Annotated in this window: 19 protein-coding genes and 2 tRNA genes; 13 read left to right on the top strand and 8 right to left on the bottom strand. The window is 66.8% G+C overall.

What is annotated here, in order from left to right; genetic code table 11:
- The first annotated feature begins 23 nt into the window (after positions 1–23).
- The 4 genes from AB0L57_RS10910 (at position 24) to AB0L57_RS10925 (ending at position 2,744) form a co-directional block, all read left to right on the top strand.
- Positions 24–797, top strand: coding sequence for a fumarylacetoacetate hydrolase family protein (locus tag AB0L57_RS10910; protein WP_364959971.1), 774 nt, complete (start codon positions 24–26; stop codon positions 795–797).
- Between the two features lie 14 nt (positions 798–811).
- Complete coding sequence (gene gltX, locus AB0L57_RS10915; RefSeq protein ID WP_364959974.1) at positions 812–2,269, top strand: glutamate--tRNA ligase; 1,458 nt, start codon at positions 812–814, stop codon at positions 2,267–2,269.
- A gap of 194 nt (positions 2,270–2,463) precedes the next feature.
- A tRNA-Gln gene (locus tag AB0L57_RS10920) sits at positions 2,464–2,535 on the top strand.
- Positions 2,536–2,671: 136 nt separating this feature from the next.
- Positions 2,672–2,744, top strand: a tRNA-Glu gene (locus AB0L57_RS10925).
- Between the two features lie 54 nt (positions 2,745–2,798).
- On the opposite strand, the gene AB0L57_RS10930 is transcribed toward AB0L57_RS10925, so the two are convergent.
- Together AB0L57_RS10930 and AB0L57_RS10935 are read right to left on the bottom strand one after the other, a co-directional pair.
- Positions 2,799–3,299: a PPOX class F420-dependent oxidoreductase gene (locus AB0L57_RS10930; protein WP_364959977.1), complete on the bottom strand. Its 501-nt coding sequence runs from the start codon at positions 3,297–3,299 to the stop codon at positions 2,799–2,801.
- Positions 3,300–3,354: 55 nt separating this feature from the next.
- Positions 3,355–4,056 (bottom strand): IclR family transcriptional regulator, encoded by a 702-nt coding sequence (locus AB0L57_RS10935; RefSeq protein ID WP_364959980.1) that lies wholly within the window; start codon positions 4,054–4,056, stop codon positions 3,355–3,357.
- A gap of 478 nt (positions 4,057–4,534) precedes the next feature.
- Here AB0L57_RS10935 and leuC point away from each other — a divergent pair, with 478 nt between their 5' ends.
- The 3 genes from leuC (at position 4,535) to AB0L57_RS10950 (ending at position 7,417) form a co-directional block, all read left to right on the top strand.
- Positions 4,535–5,959 carry a 3-isopropylmalate dehydratase large subunit gene (gene leuC / locus AB0L57_RS10940; RefSeq protein WP_364959983.1) on the top strand — a complete coding sequence of 475 codons (1,425 nt, stop codon included), beginning with the start codon at positions 4,535–4,537 and terminating at the stop codon, positions 5,957–5,959.
- Between the two features lie 36 nt (positions 5,960–5,995).
- Positions 5,996–6,604: a 3-isopropylmalate dehydratase small subunit gene (leuD, locus tag AB0L57_RS10945; RefSeq protein ID WP_364959986.1), complete on the top strand. Its 609-nt coding sequence runs from the start codon at positions 5,996–5,998 to the stop codon at positions 6,602–6,604.
- 156 nt (positions 6,605–6,760) lie between these two features.
- Positions 6,761–7,417, top strand: coding sequence for an HU family DNA-binding protein (locus AB0L57_RS10950; protein WP_364959989.1), 657 nt, complete (start codon positions 6,761–6,763; stop codon positions 7,415–7,417).
- 76 nt (positions 7,418–7,493) lie between these two features.
- Here AB0L57_RS10950 and AB0L57_RS10955 read toward each other — a convergent pair whose 3' ends face one another.
- From AB0L57_RS10955 to cofC, 3 genes are all read right to left on the bottom strand, one after another.
- Positions 7,494–8,381 carry an NUDIX hydrolase gene (locus AB0L57_RS10955; protein WP_364960559.1) on the bottom strand — a complete coding sequence of 296 codons (888 nt, stop codon included), beginning with the start codon at positions 8,379–8,381 and terminating at the stop codon, positions 7,494–7,496.
- Positions 8,382–8,491: 110 nt separating this feature from the next.
- Positions 8,492–10,708 (bottom strand): RNA degradosome polyphosphate kinase, encoded by a 2,217-nt coding sequence (locus AB0L57_RS10960; RefSeq protein WP_364959992.1) that lies wholly within the window; start codon positions 10,706–10,708, stop codon positions 8,492–8,494.
- Positions 10,709–10,778: 70 nt separating this feature from the next.
- Positions 10,779–11,507 (bottom strand): 2-phospho-L-lactate guanylyltransferase, encoded by a 729-nt coding sequence (cofC, locus tag AB0L57_RS10965; RefSeq protein WP_364959994.1) that lies wholly within the window; start codon positions 11,505–11,507, stop codon positions 10,779–10,781.
- Positions 11,508–11,641: 134 nt separating this feature from the next.
- Between cofC and AB0L57_RS10970 the strand changes: the two genes are divergently transcribed.
- The 3 genes from AB0L57_RS10970 to AB0L57_RS10980 are packed head-to-tail and all read left to right on the top strand — an operon-like array spanning position 11,642 to position 14,131.
- Positions 11,642–12,637, top strand: a complete 996-nt coding sequence (locus AB0L57_RS10970) for an NAD(P)H-dependent glycerol-3-phosphate dehydrogenase (protein WP_364959997.1) — start codon at positions 11,642–11,644, stop codon at positions 12,635–12,637.
- Positions 12,638–12,671: 34 nt separating this feature from the next.
- Positions 12,672–13,790 (top strand): D-alanine--D-alanine ligase family protein, encoded by a 1,119-nt coding sequence (locus AB0L57_RS10975; RefSeq protein ID WP_364960000.1) that lies wholly within the window; start codon positions 12,672–12,674, stop codon positions 13,788–13,790.
- A 41-nt stretch (positions 13,791–13,831) separates the two neighbouring features.
- Positions 13,832–14,131 (top strand): DUF6191 domain-containing protein, encoded by a 300-nt coding sequence (locus AB0L57_RS10980; protein ID WP_364960561.1) that lies wholly within the window; start codon positions 13,832–13,834, stop codon positions 14,129–14,131.
- Here AB0L57_RS10980 and AB0L57_RS10985 read toward each other — a convergent pair.
- On the bottom strand, positions 14,128–14,931 hold the full coding sequence (locus AB0L57_RS10985) for a DUF3515 domain-containing protein (RefSeq protein WP_364960003.1): 804 nt from the start codon (positions 14,929–14,931) through the stop codon (positions 14,128–14,130). The genes AB0L57_RS10980 and AB0L57_RS10985 overlap by 4 nt on opposite strands.
- A gap of 138 nt (positions 14,932–15,069) precedes the next feature.
- Between AB0L57_RS10985 and AB0L57_RS10990 the strand changes: the two genes are divergently transcribed.
- From AB0L57_RS10990 to AB0L57_RS11000, 3 genes are all read left to right on the top strand, one after another.
- On the top strand, positions 15,070–16,089 hold the full coding sequence (locus tag AB0L57_RS10990; protein ID WP_364960006.1) for a thiamine-phosphate kinase: 1,020 nt from the start codon (positions 15,070–15,072) through the stop codon (positions 16,087–16,089).
- A gap of 74 nt (positions 16,090–16,163) precedes the next feature.
- Complete coding sequence (locus AB0L57_RS10995) at positions 16,164–16,841, top strand: uracil-DNA glycosylase (protein ID WP_364960009.1); 678 nt, start codon at positions 16,164–16,166, stop codon at positions 16,839–16,841.
- A 41-nt stretch (positions 16,842–16,882) separates the two neighbouring features.
- Positions 16,883–17,158, top strand: coding sequence for a hypothetical protein (locus tag AB0L57_RS11000; RefSeq protein ID WP_364960012.1), 276 nt, complete (start codon positions 16,883–16,885; stop codon positions 17,156–17,158).
- Here the strand turns inward: AB0L57_RS11000 and AB0L57_RS11005 are convergent.
- Together AB0L57_RS11005 and rpmB are read right to left on the bottom strand one after the other, a co-directional pair.
- Positions 17,142–17,699, bottom strand: coding sequence for a GNAT family N-acetyltransferase (locus AB0L57_RS11005; protein WP_364960014.1), 558 nt, complete (start codon positions 17,697–17,699; stop codon positions 17,142–17,144). The genes AB0L57_RS11000 and AB0L57_RS11005 overlap by 17 nt on opposite strands.
- Positions 17,700–17,805: 106 nt before the next feature.
- Positions 17,806–17,997, bottom strand: a complete 192-nt coding sequence (gene rpmB, locus AB0L57_RS11010; RefSeq protein ID WP_011210730.1) for a 50S ribosomal protein L28 — start codon at positions 17,995–17,997, stop codon at positions 17,806–17,808.
- Positions 17,998–18,216 lie beyond the last annotated feature (219 nt).

The raw sequence follows: 18,216 nt of genomic DNA on the forward strand, positions 1-18,216 counted from the left end.
GGCAGGTGGATAGACTCATCGCCATGCGTCTAGGTCGAGTTGCCAGCCCCGACGGGGTCGCCTTCGTGAGTATCGAATCCGACGGTTCCGCCGAGATCGCCCGGGAGATCGCCGAGCACCCCTTCGGTACCCCGACGTTCACCGGCCGAACCTGGCCACTGGCCGATGTGCGACTGCTGGCCCCCATTCTGGCCAGCAAGGTCGTCTGCGTCGGCAAGAACTACGCGGCACACGCGGCGGAGATGGGCGGGCCGGCGCCCGAGGATCCGGTGATCTTCCTCAAGCCCAATACCTCGATCATCGGCCCGAACCTGCCGATTCTGTTGCCGCCCAGCTCGTCTCAGGTGGAGTTCGAGGGGGAGCTGGCGGTGGTGATCGGCCGCCCGTGCAAGGATGTGCCCGCGGCTCGGGCTGCCGATGTGATCCTCGGATACACCGTCGCCAACGATGTGACCGCTCGCGACGAACAGCGTCACGACGGGCAGTGGACCCGGGCCAAGGGATACGACACCTTCTGCCCGCTGGGACCGTGGATCGAGACCGAACTCGATCCGGGCGATCTCGAGATCACCACCGAGCTCGACGGTGAGGTGCGTCAGCGCAGCCGGACTTCACTTCTGCTGCACGATATTCCGAAGGTGATCGAATGGGTCACCAGGGTGATGACCCTGCTGCCCGGCGATGTCATCCTCACCGGTACGCCCGAAGGTGTAGGACCCATGACGGATGGGCAAACCGTATCCGTGACGGTCCAGGGTATCGGCACCCTTACCAATCCTGTTGCTGCCAAACGTTGATCGAGAGAAGGATTATGACTGACGTACGGGTCCGTTTCTGCCCGTCACCCACCGGCACCCCCCATGTCGGCCTCGTTCGGACCGCACTGTTCAACTGGGCGTTTGCGCGCCACCACGGTGGCTCCCTGGTCTTCCGTATCGAAGATACCGATGCCGCACGCGATTCCGAGGAGTCGTATCACGCGATCGTGGACGCCCTGCGGTGGCTCGGGCTCACCTGGGACGAGGGGCCGGAGGTCGGCGGACCCTATGAACCGTACCGTCAGTCACAGCGCCGCGACCTCCATCTCGATGTCGTCGGGCGGTTGCTGGCGGCCGGGGAGGCCTACGAATCCTTCTCCACGCCAGCGGAAGTCGAGGAGCGTCATCGCGCCGCGGGCCGCGATCCCAAGCTCGGCTACGACAACTTCGATCGCGATCTGACCACCGAGCAGATCGCCGCGCACAAGGCCGAGGGCCGTCCGGCGGTGATCCGGTTGCGGATGCCCGACCACGATCTCGTCTGGGACGATCTGGTGCGCGGCGAGATCACCGCCAAGGTCGGCACCGTGCCCGATTTCGCCCTCACCCGTGGCACCGGGGAACCGCTCTATACGCTGGTGAATCCCGTCGACGACGCGATGATGAGAATCACTCATGTGTTGCGCGGTGAAGATCTGCTTTCCTCCACTCCGCGGCAGTTGGCGTTGCACAGCGCATTGCAGCGGATCGGGGTCTCGGAGTTCACTCCGCAGTTCGGGCATCTGCCCTTCGTGATGGGCCAGGGCAACAAGAAGTTGTCCAAACGTGATCCGGAATCGAATCTCTTCGCGCACCGGGACCGCGGATTCATTCCTGAAGGTTTGCTGAATTACCTGGCTTTGCTCGGATGGAGTCTCGCCGAGGACCGTGACGTCTTCTCCATGACGGAGATGGTAGAGGCCTTCGACATATCGAAAGTAAATTCGAATCCGGCCCGCTTCGACCAGAAGAAGGCCGATGCGATCAACGCCGAACACATTCGTTTGCTGGAGTCCGGAGATTTCGCCCACCGGTTGCGGGAGTTCCTGACCGTACAGGGCCACATCGGCGCCGAAGTGGACGACCGAGTTTTCGCGGCCGCGGCCGAGTTGGTGCAGACCCGGATCGTGGTCCTCGGTGATGCGTGGGATCTATTGAAGTTTCTGTTCGTTCCGGCCGAGGACTTCGTCGTCGACGAGGCCGCCGCACAAAAGAATCTGGGTCCCGATGCGGTACCGGTCCTCCAGGCCGCCGTTACCGCGTTGGACGGTGTTTCGGAATGGACGTCGACCGCTCTCGAAGAGGCCCTGAAAAAGGCGCTGGTCGACGATCTGGGGCTCAAACCACGTAAGGCGTTCGGTCCGGTGCGGGTCGCGGTGACAGGCTCGCACATCAGCCCGCCGCTGTACGAATCGCTGGAACTGCTGGGGCGGGAGCTGACCATGGCACGGCTGCGCGGCGCACTGGTGTGAGCCCGCTGCGCGGCCGGCGGCGGGTGCGCAACCCCGCGAAACCCGCCGCCGGTTCGCGCCGCAGCGGTCCGAGTGGCCAAATAGGTACCTTGACCAGCCGATTTGTATAAATCGGGTAGGGGTTTGGTACTCTTCTTCTCGGCCAGGAACGAGGCCCCGAACCGCAAGGTGAGGAGGCCGAAAGCCCAGGTCATTGGGGTATGGTGTAATTGGCAACACAGCTGATTCTGGTTCAGCCATTCTAGGTTCGAGTCCTGGTACCCCAGCGGAGAATGTTTCGCTTCGTTCGATCGGGACGGAACAGCATCCCGGCGATTTGGTCGCCGGGTCTCGGCCGGTTAAGCTTGCCGAGCTCCTCGATCGAAAGATCTGCGGAGATCTCCCTTCGGGGAAATGTCCTCTGGCCCCGTCGTCTAGCGGCCTAGGACGCCGCCCTCTCAAGGCGGTAGCGCGGGTTCAAATCCCGTCGGGGCTACAGTCGAAAGCCCTCCAGCACCAGCTGGAGGGCTTTTCTCGTGCTCTGGGACATTCAGTCCCCGACCGGCCAGGTCGAACCGCCCGGCGGCATCGCGGGCATACCCAGCTTCCGGTGATCCCAGCTGCGGACGCGTTCGGGTACGACCCGGATCGCGACGCGCTTGCTCAGCATCGCCTCCACCATCGGCCGCAATTCCTCGGTATAGGGCCCGGTGTAGCGCTCCCAGACGCTCACACCCACCTTGAACAGCGCTTCGGCATCGTCGACGATCTCGGCCCGGCCCTCGATGGAGACACCGCGCAGTTGGTCGTAGGTGTCGCCGGCCTCGACCAGCACGGTGACGCGCGGATCGCGGCGCAGATTGACCGCCTTCTGCGACTTGCCCTTCGTCTCGAACCAGATCTCGCCGTCGATCAGGCCGTACCACATCGCTGTCAGATGCGGCGTTCCGTTCTTGCTCAGGCTGGCCAGGGTGATGATGCGGCTGCTTTCGAGGAATTCGGTGATCTCCGTCTCGGACATCACGATCTGTGCGCGTTGGTTCACTCCCATGCGGCCACGATACTTTACGGCGTATGGCCGGGATCACAGCTCGAGATAGGGGGCATCAGAGCCTTTTGTGCAGGGCATCCGCGGCGGCGACGAGGTCGGCGGCCCAGCGTGCGCCCGGTCGCCGGCCCATCCGGTCGATCGGTCCGGAGACCGAGACGGCGGCGATCACCTCGGCCGCCGAATCACGGACCGGCGCCGAGACGCTGGCCACGCCCGCGGAGCGCTCGGCGGCACTCTGCGCCCAGCCGCGCCGACGCACCTCGGTGAGGGCGCGTTCGCCGAAGACCGCGTCGGCGAGCACGCTGCGCTGCAGGTCCGGATCGGCCCAGGCGAGCAGTACCTTGGCGGCGGAGCCCGCGGTCAGCGGCATGCGGGCGCCGACCGGGACGGTGTCGCGCAGCCCGGAGGTCGGCTCCAGGGCGGCCACGCAGATGCGCGAGTGGCCGTCGAGCCGGTAGAGCTGGACACTCTCCCCGGTGATCTCGCGCAGTCGCGGCAGGATGACCGAGGCGGCATCGAGCAGCGGATCCTCCGCGGTGGTGGCCAGTTCCGACAGCGCGGGGCCGGGCCGCCACGAGCCGGTGGCGTCGCGGGCCAGCATGCGGTGGGTTTCCAGGCCGACGGCCAGTCGGTGGGCGGTGGCCCGGGGTAGTCCGGTGCGCACGCACAGCTCGTTCAGGCCACACGGCTGATCGGCCACCGCCTGCAGGACCGCCATGGCTTTGTCGAGCACCCCGATACCGCTATGCTGTCTCATAGAACGATATTAGCGTCTCGCATAGTGGGATGCGCAAGTTCGAGCACGACAACGGAAGATCGACAACTGAATCGCATCACATCTCGCGACCGCCCGGCGAGGCAGTAGTGCCGGACATCCGGACCCGTGAAACCTCTGCCCAGCTCCCACCAGTAGCCCCGCACAGCCCGCGGGACACACTCGAGGTGGGAATCGCCCCGCTGATCGATGACGGGCCCATACAGAGCCACGAAAACCGATACCGCAGGCGATCGGGTCGAGTCGGTTCGTGAATGTGATGCAACCAAAGGCCCCTGAGGAAGAACGGGCCCGAGCACCTGGACGGATCGAAGACTCCTGGTGGTTTTCGGCCCGCCTCGATTGTGGAGCGACGGAGGGAGGGAGCGCAGCGACCGACCGTAGGAGTGAAAAATCGAGGCACAGGGGGCCGAAAACCCGCGGGGGCGGAGCCCCCGCCATTCAACACAGGAGGATTGTCATGGCCGGACGGCCACGCACGCTGGCGGAGAAGGTTTGGGATCAGCATGTCGTCGCACAGGGTGCGGGGGAGGGTGCGCATCGCGAACCGGATCTCATCTACATCGATCTGCACCTGGTGCACGAGGTGACCAGTCCGCAGGCCTTCGACGGGCTGCGGGCGGCCGGTCGGCCGGTGCGGCGGCCGGATCTCACGATCGCGACCGAGGACCACAATGTGCCGACGGTCGATATCGACAAGCCGATCGCGGATCCCGTCTCGCGGACGCAGGTCGAGACGCTGCGTCGCAATTGCGAGGAATTCGGCGTGCGGCTGTATCCGATGGGCGATATCGAGCAGGGCATCGTGCACGTCGTGGGCCCGCAATTGGGGCTGACCCAGCCGGGGATGACGGTGGTCTGCGGTGATTCGCACACCTCGACCCATGGTGCGTTCGGCGCGCTGGCGATGGGTATCGGCACCAGCGAGGTCGAGCACGTGATGGCCACGCAGACGTTGTCGCTGCGGCCGTTCAAGACGATGGCGATCAATATCGACGGCGAAGTGCCCGCGGGCGTCACGAGCAAGGACGTGATTCTGGCGGTCATCGCGCAGATCGGTACCGGTGGCGGCCAGGGATATGTGCTCGAATACCGCGGTGAGGCCGTGCGCGCCATGTCGATGGAGGCGCGGATGACGATGTGCAACATGTCGATCGAGGCCGGCGCCCGGGCGGGCATGGTGGCCCCCGACGAGATCACCTATGAATTCCTGAAGGGCCGTGAACACGCGCCTCGGGGCGGGGACTGGGATGCCGCTCTGACGGCCTGGGACGCCCTGAAATCCGACCCGGACGCGGAATTCGACGCCGAGGTGCACATCGACGCGTCCTCGCTGACACCGTTCGTCACCTGGGGCACCAACCCAGGTCAGGGCGCTCCGCTGGGGGCCGCGGTGCCGAATCCGGCCGATTTCGCCGACGAAAACGAGCGGTCGGCCGCCGAGAAGGCACTGACTTATATGGATTTGGAGCCGGGTACTCCGCTTCGCGAGGTGCCGGTGGATACGGTTTTCGTGGGTTCGTGCACCAACGGTCGTATCGAGGATTTGCGCGCTGTGGCCGACGTTCTGTCCGGTCGCAAGGTCGCCGACGGTGTCCGGATGTTGATCGTGCCCGGGTCGATGCGGGTGCGGGCCCAGGCCGAATCCGAGGGTTTGGGCGAGATTTTCACCGCGGCGGGCGCGGAATGGCGGCAGGCCGGCTGCTCGATGTGCCTGGGAATGAACCCGGATCAGCTTTCGCCCGGTCAGCGCTGTGCTTCGACCTCGAACCGCAACTTCGAAGGACGTCAAGGTAAAGGTGGCCGAACGCATCTGGTTTCGCCGCTGGTGGCTGCCGCGACCGCCGTACGCGGCCGGTTGTCGGCACCCGCGGATCTGAACTGACCGGCCGGAATTCACGCTAGGACTACAGGAGCAGTCATGGAAGCCTTCAAGGTGCACAAGGGGATCGGCGTGCCGTTGCGCCGGTCGAATGTCGATACCGACCAGATCATCCCGGCGGTCTATCTGAAACGAGTGACCCGAACGGGATTCGAGGACGGTCTGTTCGCCGCCTGGCGTTCGGATCCGTCGTTCATTCTGAACACCACCCCGTTCGACCGGGGAACGGTGTTGGTCGCCGGACCGGATTTCGGTACGGGATCATCGCGCGAGCACGCGGTTTGGGCGTTGATGGACTATGGCTTCCAGGTGGTGATCTCTTCCCGCTTCGCCGACATCTTCCGGGGCAACGCCGGCAAGGGTGGCTTGGTGGCCGCGCAGATGTCACAACATGATGTCGAATTGCTCTGGAAGTTGATCGAAGAACACCCCGGACTGGAATTGATCGTCGATCTCGAAGCACGCACGGTGACCGCTGGAACCACCGTGTTGCCCTTCGATATTGACGACTACACCAGGTGGCGGCTGCTGGAAGGTCTGGACGACATCGGACTCACCCTTCGGCAGGAAGACGCCATTGAGCAGTTCGAAAAGGTAAGGCCGGCTTGGAAACCGACCACCATTCCGGAGCCTATTTCACGGGACTGATCGGTCCCGTGTGTTAGCTGAGAGCAACCATTCGAGGTTGCTGTGCGTGTGCCACACCACATGAAATTTGGCGTGGCACATAGACTCTTGCCCATTCAGGGTTTACCGTGGTACCTAGTCGGTCCGACGACGGGCCATTAGTCTGCGGAGGATTCAATGAACAAGGCGGAACTGATCGATGTTCTGACCGAGAAGTTGGGTACTGACAGGCGCACGGCCACTGCGGCAGTCGAGCACATTGTCGACACGATCGTGCGTGCGGTGAACAAGGGTCAGAGCGTCACAATCACCGGATTCGGTGTATTCGAACAGCGCAAGCGGGCGGCACGGGTGGCGCGTAATCCCCGCACCGGTGAGACGGTGAAGGTGAAGCCCACATCGGTGCCCGCGTTCCGCCCGGGTGCGCAGTTCAAGGCGATCATCTCGGGCAAGCAGAAGATCGCGGCCGCCGGTCCCGCCGTGAAACGCGGTGTGGCAGCGCCGGTATCGGCCGCGGCCAAGAAGGCCGCCGCCAAGAAGACGACGGCCAAGAAGGCCGCCGCCAAGAAGACGGCGGCGAAGAAGACGGTCGCCAAGAAGACCGTCGCCAAGAAGACGGTCGCGAAGAAGGCTCCGGCCAAGAAGACGGTCGCGAAGAAGGCCCCGGCCAAGAAGACCGCCGTGAAGGCGACGGCGAAGAAGGCCCCGGCCAAGAAGACCGCCGTGAAGGCGACGGCGAAGAAGACGGCGGCCAAGAAGACGGTCGCGAAGAAGGCTCCGGCCAAGAAGACCGCCGCCAAGCGCACGGCAGCCAAGCGCACCACGCGCCGCTAGGGCCGACGCAATGATGCGATGACCCCGCCCGGAAGTGATCCCCGGCGGGGTCATCGTCGTTGTGACGCCGCGCGGGTCAGTGGGTGCGCAGGGAATGGTCGAGATGATCGGCGGCGATGAGCCGGCCGTCCGCGATCGAGAGCACCCAGACGGTGCCCTTGCGATTCCGGGCCGGTGGCAGCGTCGTTCCGGAATCCTCGGCCCAGCGGCGCAGTAGATCCGGAATCACCTTGCCCTGGCTGCACACGAGCGGTACCCGACCCGGCGTGACGAGTTCGCGGAGCCGATCGACGCCGGCCTGCGGGTCTGCGGCATAACCGGTTTCCGACAGCAGCGGCTCGGGCACGATCTCGAGGCCGAGAGCGTCGGCGACCGGCGCCACGGTTTGCACACAGCGCACCGGCGGCGCCGAATACACCTCGGTGGGGCCGAAAGCACGCAGATTCGGCAGCAGCGCCTGGGCCTGGGCGCGACCGGCCTTTTCCAGGGGACGTTCCTCGTCGGGACCGTTGAATCGGGCCCGGCGCCCGGCTTTCGCGTGCCGCACCAGCAGCAGTGTCTCGGTATCCGGGGGGAGCCGCAGGAAATTACGGACGATCCGCCGGTCCATGGGATAGGACAGCTCGTCCATCACCCGGTCCACCCGGTGCCATCGCAGTTGGTCCACTTCGGAATTGGCGTTGAATTCACCGCCGGCGGGAGCCGCGGCCCAGTAGTCGACCCGTTTGAGTTTGCGATGACCGGGCACCGGATATGTGACCCGGCCGAGATAGCGGCCCAGATGGCAGTCCAGACCCGTTTCCTCGGCCACTTCGCGCACCGCGGCGATCATCGCGGTTTCGCCCGGATCGAGTTTTCCTTTGGGCAATGACCAATCGTTGTATTTCGGGCGGTGAACCAGCGCCACCTCGACCGGTCCGCCGGGCCGTGCCCGCCGCCACACCACCGCACCCGCGGCGATGATGTTGGCGGTGACACGGCGATCGCCGGCACCGGCCGCGGTGTCGGCGGATTCCTGGCGGCCGGCGTGGCCGTCATCGGGTGCGCGGCCGAAATCCCGTGTCGCCGAGGACTTCACTGCTGATCCGGCCGGCGCAATCGCATGAGGAACTCCTGGTGATCGCGCACCTGCACGCCGAGGAGATCGGCATCCGGGCTGGGCTGGGCCGCCCAGCTGCCGTCGGCCTGCAGCACCCAGCACCGGGTGGCCGGATCCAGCGCCGAATCGAATACGACCGCCAGTCGCTCGCGCAGCTTCGGATCCTTCACCTGCGCCATGACTTCCACGCGCCGGTCGAGATTGCGGTGCATCATGTCGGCGCTGCCGATCCAGTATTCGTCCTGTGCCTGGAAATGCAGGACACGTGAATGTTCCAGGAAGCGGCCGAGGATCGAACGCACCTCGATGTTGTCGCTCATTCCGGGGACTCCGGGGCGCAGTCCGCAGATGCCGCGGACCACGATCTGGATCGGCACCCCGGCCTGTGAGGCCCGATACAGCGCGTCGATGATCTGTTCGTCGACGATCGCGTTGGCCTTGAGGCGGATTCGGGCCGCCGCGCCCTGTGCGGCCAGTTCGGTTTCGCGTTGGATCCGCTCCACGATGCCCGAGCGCACACTGCTCGGCGCGACCAACAGGTTGCGGTAGTTGGCCTTTCGTGAATATCCGGTCAGCGAGTTGAACAGGTCGGTGAGGTCGGCGCCGATTTCCGGTGCGGCGGTGAGAAGTCCTACATCCTCGTAGAGCCGGGCGGTCTTCGGGTTGTAGTTACCGGTGCCGATATGGCAGTAGCGGCGGATGGTGGCGCCTTCGCGGCGCACCACCAGGCAGGTCTTGCAGTGCGTCTTCAACCCGATCAGGCCGTAGACCACGTGCACGCCCGCCTGCTCCAGCGCACGAGCCCATTTGATGTTGGCCTGCTCGTCGAAGCGGGCCTTGATCTCGACCAGGGCGACGACCTGTTTACCGGCCTCGGCGGCGTCGATCAGCGCGTTGACGATGGGGGAGTCACCGGAGGTGCGGTACAGCGTCTGCTTGATCGCGAGCACCTGTGGATCGGCGGCGGCCTGCTCGATGAAACGCTGCACGCTCGTGGAGAACGAGTCGTAGGGGTGATGGACCAGCACATCGCCCTCGCGCAGGGCGGCGAAAACGTTTCGGGGCGTTTCCCTTTCCCCGAAGGCCGGTGGGGTGGCCGGGACGTAGGGCGCGTCCTTGAGGCCGGGCCGGTCGACGCCGTACACCTGCCACAGGCACGACAGATCGAGCAGGCCGGGCACCTGGATGACATCGCCGGGGTCGACGTCGAGTTCGCGCAGCAGCAGCTCGAGCATGTGCTCGGTCATGTCGTCGGACACCTCGAGGCGCACCGGCGAGCCGAACCGGCGGCGGGCCAATTCGCGTTCCAGCGCCTGCAGCAGGTCCTCGTCGCGGTCCTCGTCGACCTCGAAGTCGGCGTTGCGGGTGATGCGGAACGAATGGTGTTCCACCACATCCATTCCCGGGAACAGCTGATCGAGGTGCGCGGCGATCAGGTCCTCCATCGGGAGGAATGCCGCCAGCGGGGGCAGGCCCGCGGTCTCGGAATCCCGGCGGGCGTGCGGGCTCTCGGTGCGGGTGCGGCGGACCCGCACGAAACGATCGACGTTGTCGGGAACCTTCACGCGGGCGAAGTGCTCACCGCCGGTCTCGGAATCCTTCACCGTCACAGCCAGATTGAGGCTCAGGCCGCTGATGTAGGGAAAAGGGTGGGCGGGGTCGACCGCGAGCGGGGTCAGCACCGGGAAGACCTGGTCGAGGAAGTACCCCGACAGCCGCCGCTGCTCGTCGTCGTCGAGTTCGGCCCAGCCGATGATGTCGATGCCCTCGTCGCCCAGCGCCGGTGCGACCTGGTCGAGGAACACGCGCGCGTGCCGACCGGCCAATTCCTGGGTGCGTTCGGCGATGAGGGTGAGCTGTTCGGTGGGCGACAGGCCGTCCGCCGAGCGAACCGAGAGCCCGGCCTCGGCCCGGCGTTTGAGCCCCGCCACCCGGACCATGTAGAACTCGTCGAGGTTCGAGGAGAAGATGGCCAGGAATTTGGCACGTTCCAGCAACGGCTCGGAGGTGTCCTCGGCGAGGGCCAGGACGCGGGCGTTGAAGTCCAGCCAGCTCAGCTCGCGGTTGAGGTAGCGATCGGCGGGCAACTGAGTCGCGGCGGTGGTGGTGGGCGGCGGTGTGGCCGCCGGCGGTGCCGCCGGTAGTCGGGGCTGTTGCGGGGCGGTCTCCGTATCGCTCACGCTCACGATCATTCCTTACGGCTCGGGTGCTGTCTTGCTCGACACCACCGTTGTGCGACCTCACTGCGGTTCTGGCGATCATCTAGCACACGTGTGACGGTGTGGGACACCTCCCGATGAGTTTCTCGTGAACTCCTCCCGGCCAGCCGATGTCTCGCAGCAGTGCCGCGGTGGCCGGACCCACGCCGAGTTCGATCGCCCGATCGAGATCGGCGGCGGTGTCGACATCCAGCCGCAGGCCCGGCCAGGCACCCAGCAGCTCGACCGCACCGGATTCGCGGTGGCGCCGGGCGGAGTCCGGTCCGAAGCGGGGCATCAGCGCGGTGGGTCCGGGTGCGCGGACCAGCAGTGCCGCGGTGCCGCGCCCGGTGTGGTCGACCACCACCGCCCGGCCGGTGGGTGGTGCGGTGGCCAGCATCGACACCAGATCCTCGGCATGCACCGCGGGCAGATCGGCCTGCAGTGCGAGCAGATCGACCGCGCCGTGCCGTTCGCGGACCGCGGCGGCGGCGGAGGCGAGCGCGGTATTGAGTCCGTCCCCGGAGTCGGTGGGCGCATCGGCGGGCGGGGTGGCCGCGGGATCCGGATGCACCACCGCGCCCAGCTCGGCCATCGCCGTGGCGACGCGCTGATCGGGGGTCACCACCGTCACCGAACCCAGTCCGGCCGCGAGCGCGGCCGCGACCGTATCGGACAGCATCGCCAGCACCAGCCGCGAGCGGGCCGGCGCCGGCAATCGCTCGGCGAGGCGGCTCTTGGCCCGGTCGAGGTTCTTGACCGCGATCACGGCGTGGACGGCATCCGGACGCATGACCCAATGGTCGCACGTTCCGCGTGGGCACCGCCGGTGAGCAGTGTCCGATCGGCCGAGGTACGCGGCCGGACCGAACACGCGAACTGCCGAGTACACGGCGAGCACACCTGGGCGAGTGGCATATTGAAATGATGACGAGGGCGGCAGTGATGGGTGCGGGCTCGTGGGGCACCGCGTTCGCGAAGGTGCTCAACGACGCGGGCACCGAGGTGACGATGTGGGCACGGCGACCGGAGATCGCGAAGGCGCTGGCGACCGAACATCGCAATCCCGCCTATCTGCCCGACGCGCGGCTCGACGGTATCTCCGCGACCGACGACTACCGGGTGGCCCTGGCCGGCGCCGATATCGTCGTACTGGCGGTGCCGTCGCAGTCGTTACGTGCCAACCTCGCCACCTGGCGGGACAGCATCGGCGCCGATGCGACCCTGTTGAGCCTGGCCAAGGGCATCGAGACCGGGACCCTGCTGCGGATGAGTCAGGTCGTCGAGGAGGTCACCGGCGCCGACCCCGGCCGGATCGCGGTGCTGTCGGGGCCCAACCTGGCCCGCGAGATCGCCGCGGAACAGCCCGCGGCCTCGGTGGTGGCGTGTGGTGACGCCGCACGGGCCGAGGCGGTGCAGCACTCCTGCGCCACCGGATACTTCCGTCCCTACACCAATACCGATGTGGTCGGGTGCGAGATCGGTGGCGCGTGCAAGAACGTGATCGCGATGGCCTGCGGTATCGCCGCGGGCATGGGCCTGGGGGACAACTCCGTCGCGAGCCTGATCACGAGGGGACTCGCCGAGATCATCCGGCTCGGGGTCGCACTGGGGGCCAACCCGGTCACCTTGGCCGGTCTGGCTGGTGTGGGCGACCTGGTGGCAACCTGCACATCGCCGCTGTCGCGCAATCGGTCCTTCGGCTATGTGCTGGGTGAGGGCGGATCCATGCAGGCCGCCCAGGACGCGACGAACGGGCAGGTCGCCGAGGGCGTGAAATCCTGCACCTCGATCCGTGCGCTGGCCGAGGCGAATCAGGTGGAGATGCCGCTGACCTCCGCGGTACACCGGGTCTGCCACGAGGGACTGGCGGTGTCGGATGCGGTCGGGCAACTACTGGGACGCCGGATCAAACCGGAATGAATGATTCGGGTCCGATCGGGGTACGGTTCGGACTATGACAAACCGGATCAGGGTGGCGGTGGTTTTCGGCGGCCGCAGCAGCGAACACGCGGTGTCGTGCGTTTCTGCCGGCATGGTGCTGACCAACCTGGATCCGGAGCGCTACGAGGCGGTGCCGATCGGTATCACCCGTGAGGGTTCGTGGGTGCTCAGCGGTGAGGATTCGCGCGCCCTGGCCATTCGTGAGCGTGCTCTTCCCGCAGTCGATTCCAGCGGTACCCCGCTGACCCTGGCGGCCGACCCGAGCCGGTCGGGCAGCCTCGTACCACTCGACGGCGCCGAGGCGGTGCTGGGCGTGGTCGACGTGGTGTTCCCGGTGCTGCACGGACCGTGGGGTGAGGACGGCACGCTGCAAGGACTGCTGGAGCTGGCGGGTGTGCCCTACGTCGGTCCCGGTGTGCTCGCCAGTGCCACCGGGATGGACAAGGAGTTCACCAAGAAACTGCTTGCCGCGGAGGGACTTCCGGTGGGCACGCAGGTGGTGTTGCGGCCGGGGACCGACACCGTCGCCGAGGCCGACCGCGATCGGCTCGGCCTGCCGGTCTTCGTCAAACCCGCGCGCGGTGGATCGTCGATCGGAATCACCAAGGTCGGGGACTGGAGCGATCTCGATGCCGCCGTCGCCGCGGCGCGCGTCCACGACCCCAAGGTGATAGTGGAGGCCGCGATCGTCGGCCGCGAAGTCGAGTGTGGCGTACTGGAATTCCCGGACGGCCGGGTGCAGGCCAGTGCGATCGCCGAGATCCGGATGCCCGAGGACGAGACCTCCGGCGCCGAACCCTCTTCTCCCGCACCACAGTTCTACGACTTCGACACCAAGTACCTCGACGATGTCTGTGAATTCGATATTCCGGCGAAGCTGAACGACGATGTGTCCCAGCAGATCCGGGAGTTGTCGGTGCGCGCCTTCCAGGCCCTGGACTGCCAGGGGCTGGCCCGGGTCGACTTCTTCGTCACCGAATCCGGTCCGGTGATCAACGAGATCAACACACTGCCCGGGTTCACCTCCATCTCGATGTACCCGCGCATGTGGGACGCCACGGGCATCGACAATCGCACGCTGATCACCACACTGATCGAAACCGCGCTGACCAGGGGCACCGGCCTGCGCTGACGCGCCGCCACGGCCGGGCCCGCGGGTATCCTGGCCGGGTGATGTTCGCGATGACCCTGCCCGGGCTGGCGCTGCTGATCATCGCGGTCGCCTTCGCCGAGATCGCCTACCGCAAGGTGACCGGTCGCACGGCGCTGCCCTGGATGCGCGATGCCGCCGGACCGGGTGCGGCCGCGATCGGATTCGAGCAGTTCGACGCCGTGTTCGAGGCGGGTAAGCGATACGAGTTCGACGAGCGCCGGACGGTCCTCATGCACCGCGAGAATCCCGGCGACGGTTCACCGGGTGGATCGGGTATCGATCTGGCGTCCGGCCGGGTTCGGATGAGGCGCGCGGACTAGTTCGGAACCGGCCCGGGGTCGAGGGGTTTCGCGGGGATCTTCTCGGCGATCATGTTCGAAATCTCCTGCAGCGGAGAAGGACCCGCCTCGTTGGGCATGGTCACCGCGATGTAGGTGCCACGGTCCACCGCGTACCAGGTACCGGAGGTGACGCCACTGGTTTCGTCGCGTACCTCGAACCAGTTGACGCCGTTGACGACCTGCAGTGCGGAGGCCTGGTCGAATTCCTGCGGCCGCTGCAGGCCACAGCGCAGCACGATGGGGTCGCCGCCATCGGGCAGTTGCCAGGCCACGGTCGCGGGCGGGGCGGGCTGGACGAGTTCCGATCGGGTGTAGTCGTCGCTCAACGAGGCGGGCAGCGCGGCCAGCAATGCCGCGCACTCCTGGCCGCCGGCGGCCGGTGCGTCGATCGCGGACAGTGCCAGTGGTTCCCGGTCGACGGATTGACGGGACATGACGGCGATCACCAGGACGGCGACGATCAGCGCGACGGGCAGGGCCACCGCGGTGGCGATCAGAGCCGGGTGCAGCTGCGGACCGGTGCCGGAATCGGTCGACGCTTCGGCCTCCGGCTCGGCGTCCGGCTCCGATTCCGCTTCGGATGCGCCGGCGGCATCGTCGGCGGCGGCATCCGACTCCGCGGGATCGGCGGTGCCGGTCTCGGCGGTGGCGCCCGGATGCGATGCCGAAGCGGTCCCGGTGGGCTCGGCCGGGGTCTCCGCATCGCGCGGGCCGTGCTCGGGGGCCGGTCGGTCGGCCGACGGTGTGTCGGTATCCGGCCGGTCCGTATCGCTGCTCATCCGGGGTTCGTCTCCACTCGTGCCGGTGTCGCGGGCCGACGCCGGACCGGCTGGTTCGTCGGGAAAAGGCGAGTTCGAGGGTATCGAACCGGCGCGGACGGGTCGCCGGGGCGTCCCACCCGCCGGAGGGTAGCGTCGGTGCGCGATGTCCCCGGCGCCGCGCGCCCGGGTGGGAAGAAGGAGAGCGACATCACCGAGAGCACCCCGCGGACCGTCCGTGAACTGGGCGAATTCGCGTTGATCGCACGGATGAACGCGGGCCGGTCGCCCGGGCCCGGTGTCCTGCTCGGCCCCGGCGACGATGCGGCGGAGATCGCGGCTCCGGCGGGCCGCTATGTGGTCAGCACCGACATGCTCATCGAGCAGCGCCATTTCCGGCTCGACTGGTCGGGCCCGCACGAGATCGGTGCCAAGGCCATCGCGCAGAACGCCGCCGATGTCGTCGCGATGGGCGCGGCCCCGAGCGCGTTCGTGGTGGCGCTCGGATGCCCCGGGGAGACGTCCGTGGCCTTTGTCGACGGGTTGGTCGAGGGGATGTGGGCGGAGGCGCGCCGCGCGGGGGCCTCGATCGCGGGAGGCGATGTGGTGAGCAGTCCGCTGCTGGTGCTGTCGGTGACCGCGTTCGGTGATCCGGGACAGTCGGCGGTACTGCGCTCGGGGGCCGGCGACACCGATATCGTCGCCGTCGCGGGCCGGCTGGGCTTCTCCGCGGCGGGACTGGCGGTACTGACCGCCGATGCCGATCGCGATCGTTTCGCCGATCTGGTTGCCGCGCATCGGATTCCGCGACCGCCGTACGAGGCGGTCCTGGATCTGCCGGATACCGCGGTGGTCACCTCGATGACCGACATCTCCGACGGGCTGCTCGCAGATCTGGCCCATATCGCCGATGCCTCGGGCGCGGCGATCGACGTGGACGCCGCGGCAGTGACCGATCCGGCCCTGCGCCCGGCCGCCGAGGCGCTCGGCGCCGACCCGCTGACCTGGGCACTCACCGGTGGGGAGGATCATGCCTTCGCCGCGACGTTCCGGGCCGGCGCCTCGCTGCCGCCCGGCTGGCGTCGAATCGGCCGGGTCCGCTCCGGCACCGGGGTTTTCGTCGACGGGCAGCGGTGGGCGGGACCGCTGGGCTGGGAGTCGTTCACCGGCGGGCAGTGACGGTGTGCCCGGCGGGCGCGGCTGTGGGTGGGCGGCGTCGCCGCGCCGATCGGCGCCGACTATCTTGTCCCCACATGGGCGTGAAACCATTGCCGGAGATCATCGATACGGGCTGGGCCGAGGCGTTGGAACCGGTGGCCGACCGAATCGCCGAGATGGGGGAGTTCCTGCGAGCGGAGAATTCCGCGGGGCGCGGGTATCTTCCCAAGGGAGAGAATGTTTTACGGGCCTTCTCTCGGCCCTTCGACAAGGTCCGGGTGCTGATCGTCGGCCAGGATCCCTACCCCACGCCCGGCCACGCCATGGGGCTGAGTTTCTCGGTGGCGCCGGATGTTTCGCCGGTTCCGCGCAGCCTCGCCAACATCTTCTCGGAGTACTCGCGTGATCTCGGACATCCGACACCGTCGTGCGGTGACCTCACGCCCTGGTCGGACCAGGGGATACTGATGCTCAACCGAGTGTTGACCGTGACGCCGGGCAAACCCGCCTCACATCGGGGCAAGGGCTGGGAAGCGGTGACCGAGCAGGCGATTCGTGCTCTCGTCGCTCGTGACCAGCCACTGGTGGCGATCCTCTGGGGTCGTGATGCCTCGACGTTGAAGCCGATGCTCGGCGATGTGCCCAATATCGAATCCGCCCATCCCTCACCGCTGTCGGCGTCGCGCGGGTTCTTCGGATCGAGGCCTTTCTCCCGAACCAACGAATTGCTCGGTACATTGGGTGCCGCCCCGGTCGACTGGCTCTTGCCCTGACCGTGGCGTGACAAGATTTCTAGCGAAACAGGAGCAGACGTATGCAGATCTCATCCGTGCGCGGTGCCGTCGTAGCGGTCGCCGCGGGCGCGGCAGTACTGGGCGCACCGGCGGTGGCTCAAGCCGCCGGCCTGGCGTTGGAGCCCGCCTCCCCGCAGGAGCAGGCCACCACCCAGCAGGCGGGACCGGTGCTCGCGCTGTGGGATCCGCAGACCGGGTCGGCCTCGTTGTCGTCCAATGTCAGCGCCAGCGGCCTGTGCATCTTCCAGAGTGTCAGTGCGGCGGGCGGACTGGACTGCTTCAACGGCGCCCAGTAGTCCCGCGGCGGGCGATCATTCGAATTTCGCTCGCCATGGACAACGGTTCGATTCTGCGGGCACCGTCGGCCGCGAATCCGAACTTCCGATAGAAATTTCTGGCGCGTGGATTCTCCTCGAACACCCATAACGCGGTGTCGATGTCGGGGAGGAGAATCGCACGCATCACATCCGCGGCGACCCCCGTGCCGTGCTGAGCGGCACGGACGTAGAGCGCGAACAGTTCCCGCTCAGCGGGGCGGGGTTCGTCGCGCGGGGGCCCGGCATGAGCGAATCCGAGAACTCGTAGTCCGGGATCACGGGTGTCGTCGACGGCCATCTTTGTCGTATACGACTCGGTGCCGGTGGTTTCGAGATTTCCCGCCGGCCCGAATTCGGTGATGATCCGGGCCCACTGCCGCGTTCTGCGGTCGATATCGAAAGCGTCCAGCAGGTGATCGGGAACCAGGCCCCGATACGCTTCCCGCCAGGATTCGATATGGCAGACCGCCAGGTCGCGGGCATAGTCCGCCGTGGCTTCCCGAATTGCCCATTCGCTCACGGGCCGATTGTCCCCCGGTGCGGCGGATGACATGACGGCGGATGACATGACGAAGCCCCGGTCACCCTGTGTGGGTGTACCGGGGCTTCGTTGATGTTTACGCAGCTCAGCCGCGAACAACCTTTCCTGCCTTCAGGCAGGAAGTGCAGACGTTCATCCGGCGGGTGTTGCCGGGGGCAACCTGCGCGCGAACGGTCTGAATGTTCGGATTCCAGCGACGGTTGGTGCGCCGGTGCGAGTGCGAAACCGACTTACCGAAGCCGGGGCCCTTGGCGCAGACGTCGCAGACGGCAGCCATAGTCGCGAGCTCCTTCATGTCATGTGGGGACCGCTGTCGAGAGACAGCCTGTCCGGAAACCTTATCCTCAATGCCTACCGGCCCTACCGGCCGGTCAACGCGTCCGAACGATTGGTCGCGTGAGGCAACCCTGCAAGAGTAGCGGGCGGTCGTATTCGATGTCCAATCGCCCCCGCGCCGCCGGTAGCGAGCGTATTCGAGTGCGGGTGGTGTCGGTGC

Origin of the sequence: Nocardia sp. NPDC052254, from assembly GCF_040679495.1 — a bacterium.
In the GTDB taxonomy this organism is placed as follows: Bacteria; Actinomycetota; Actinomycetes; order Mycobacteriales; family Mycobacteriaceae; genus Nocardia.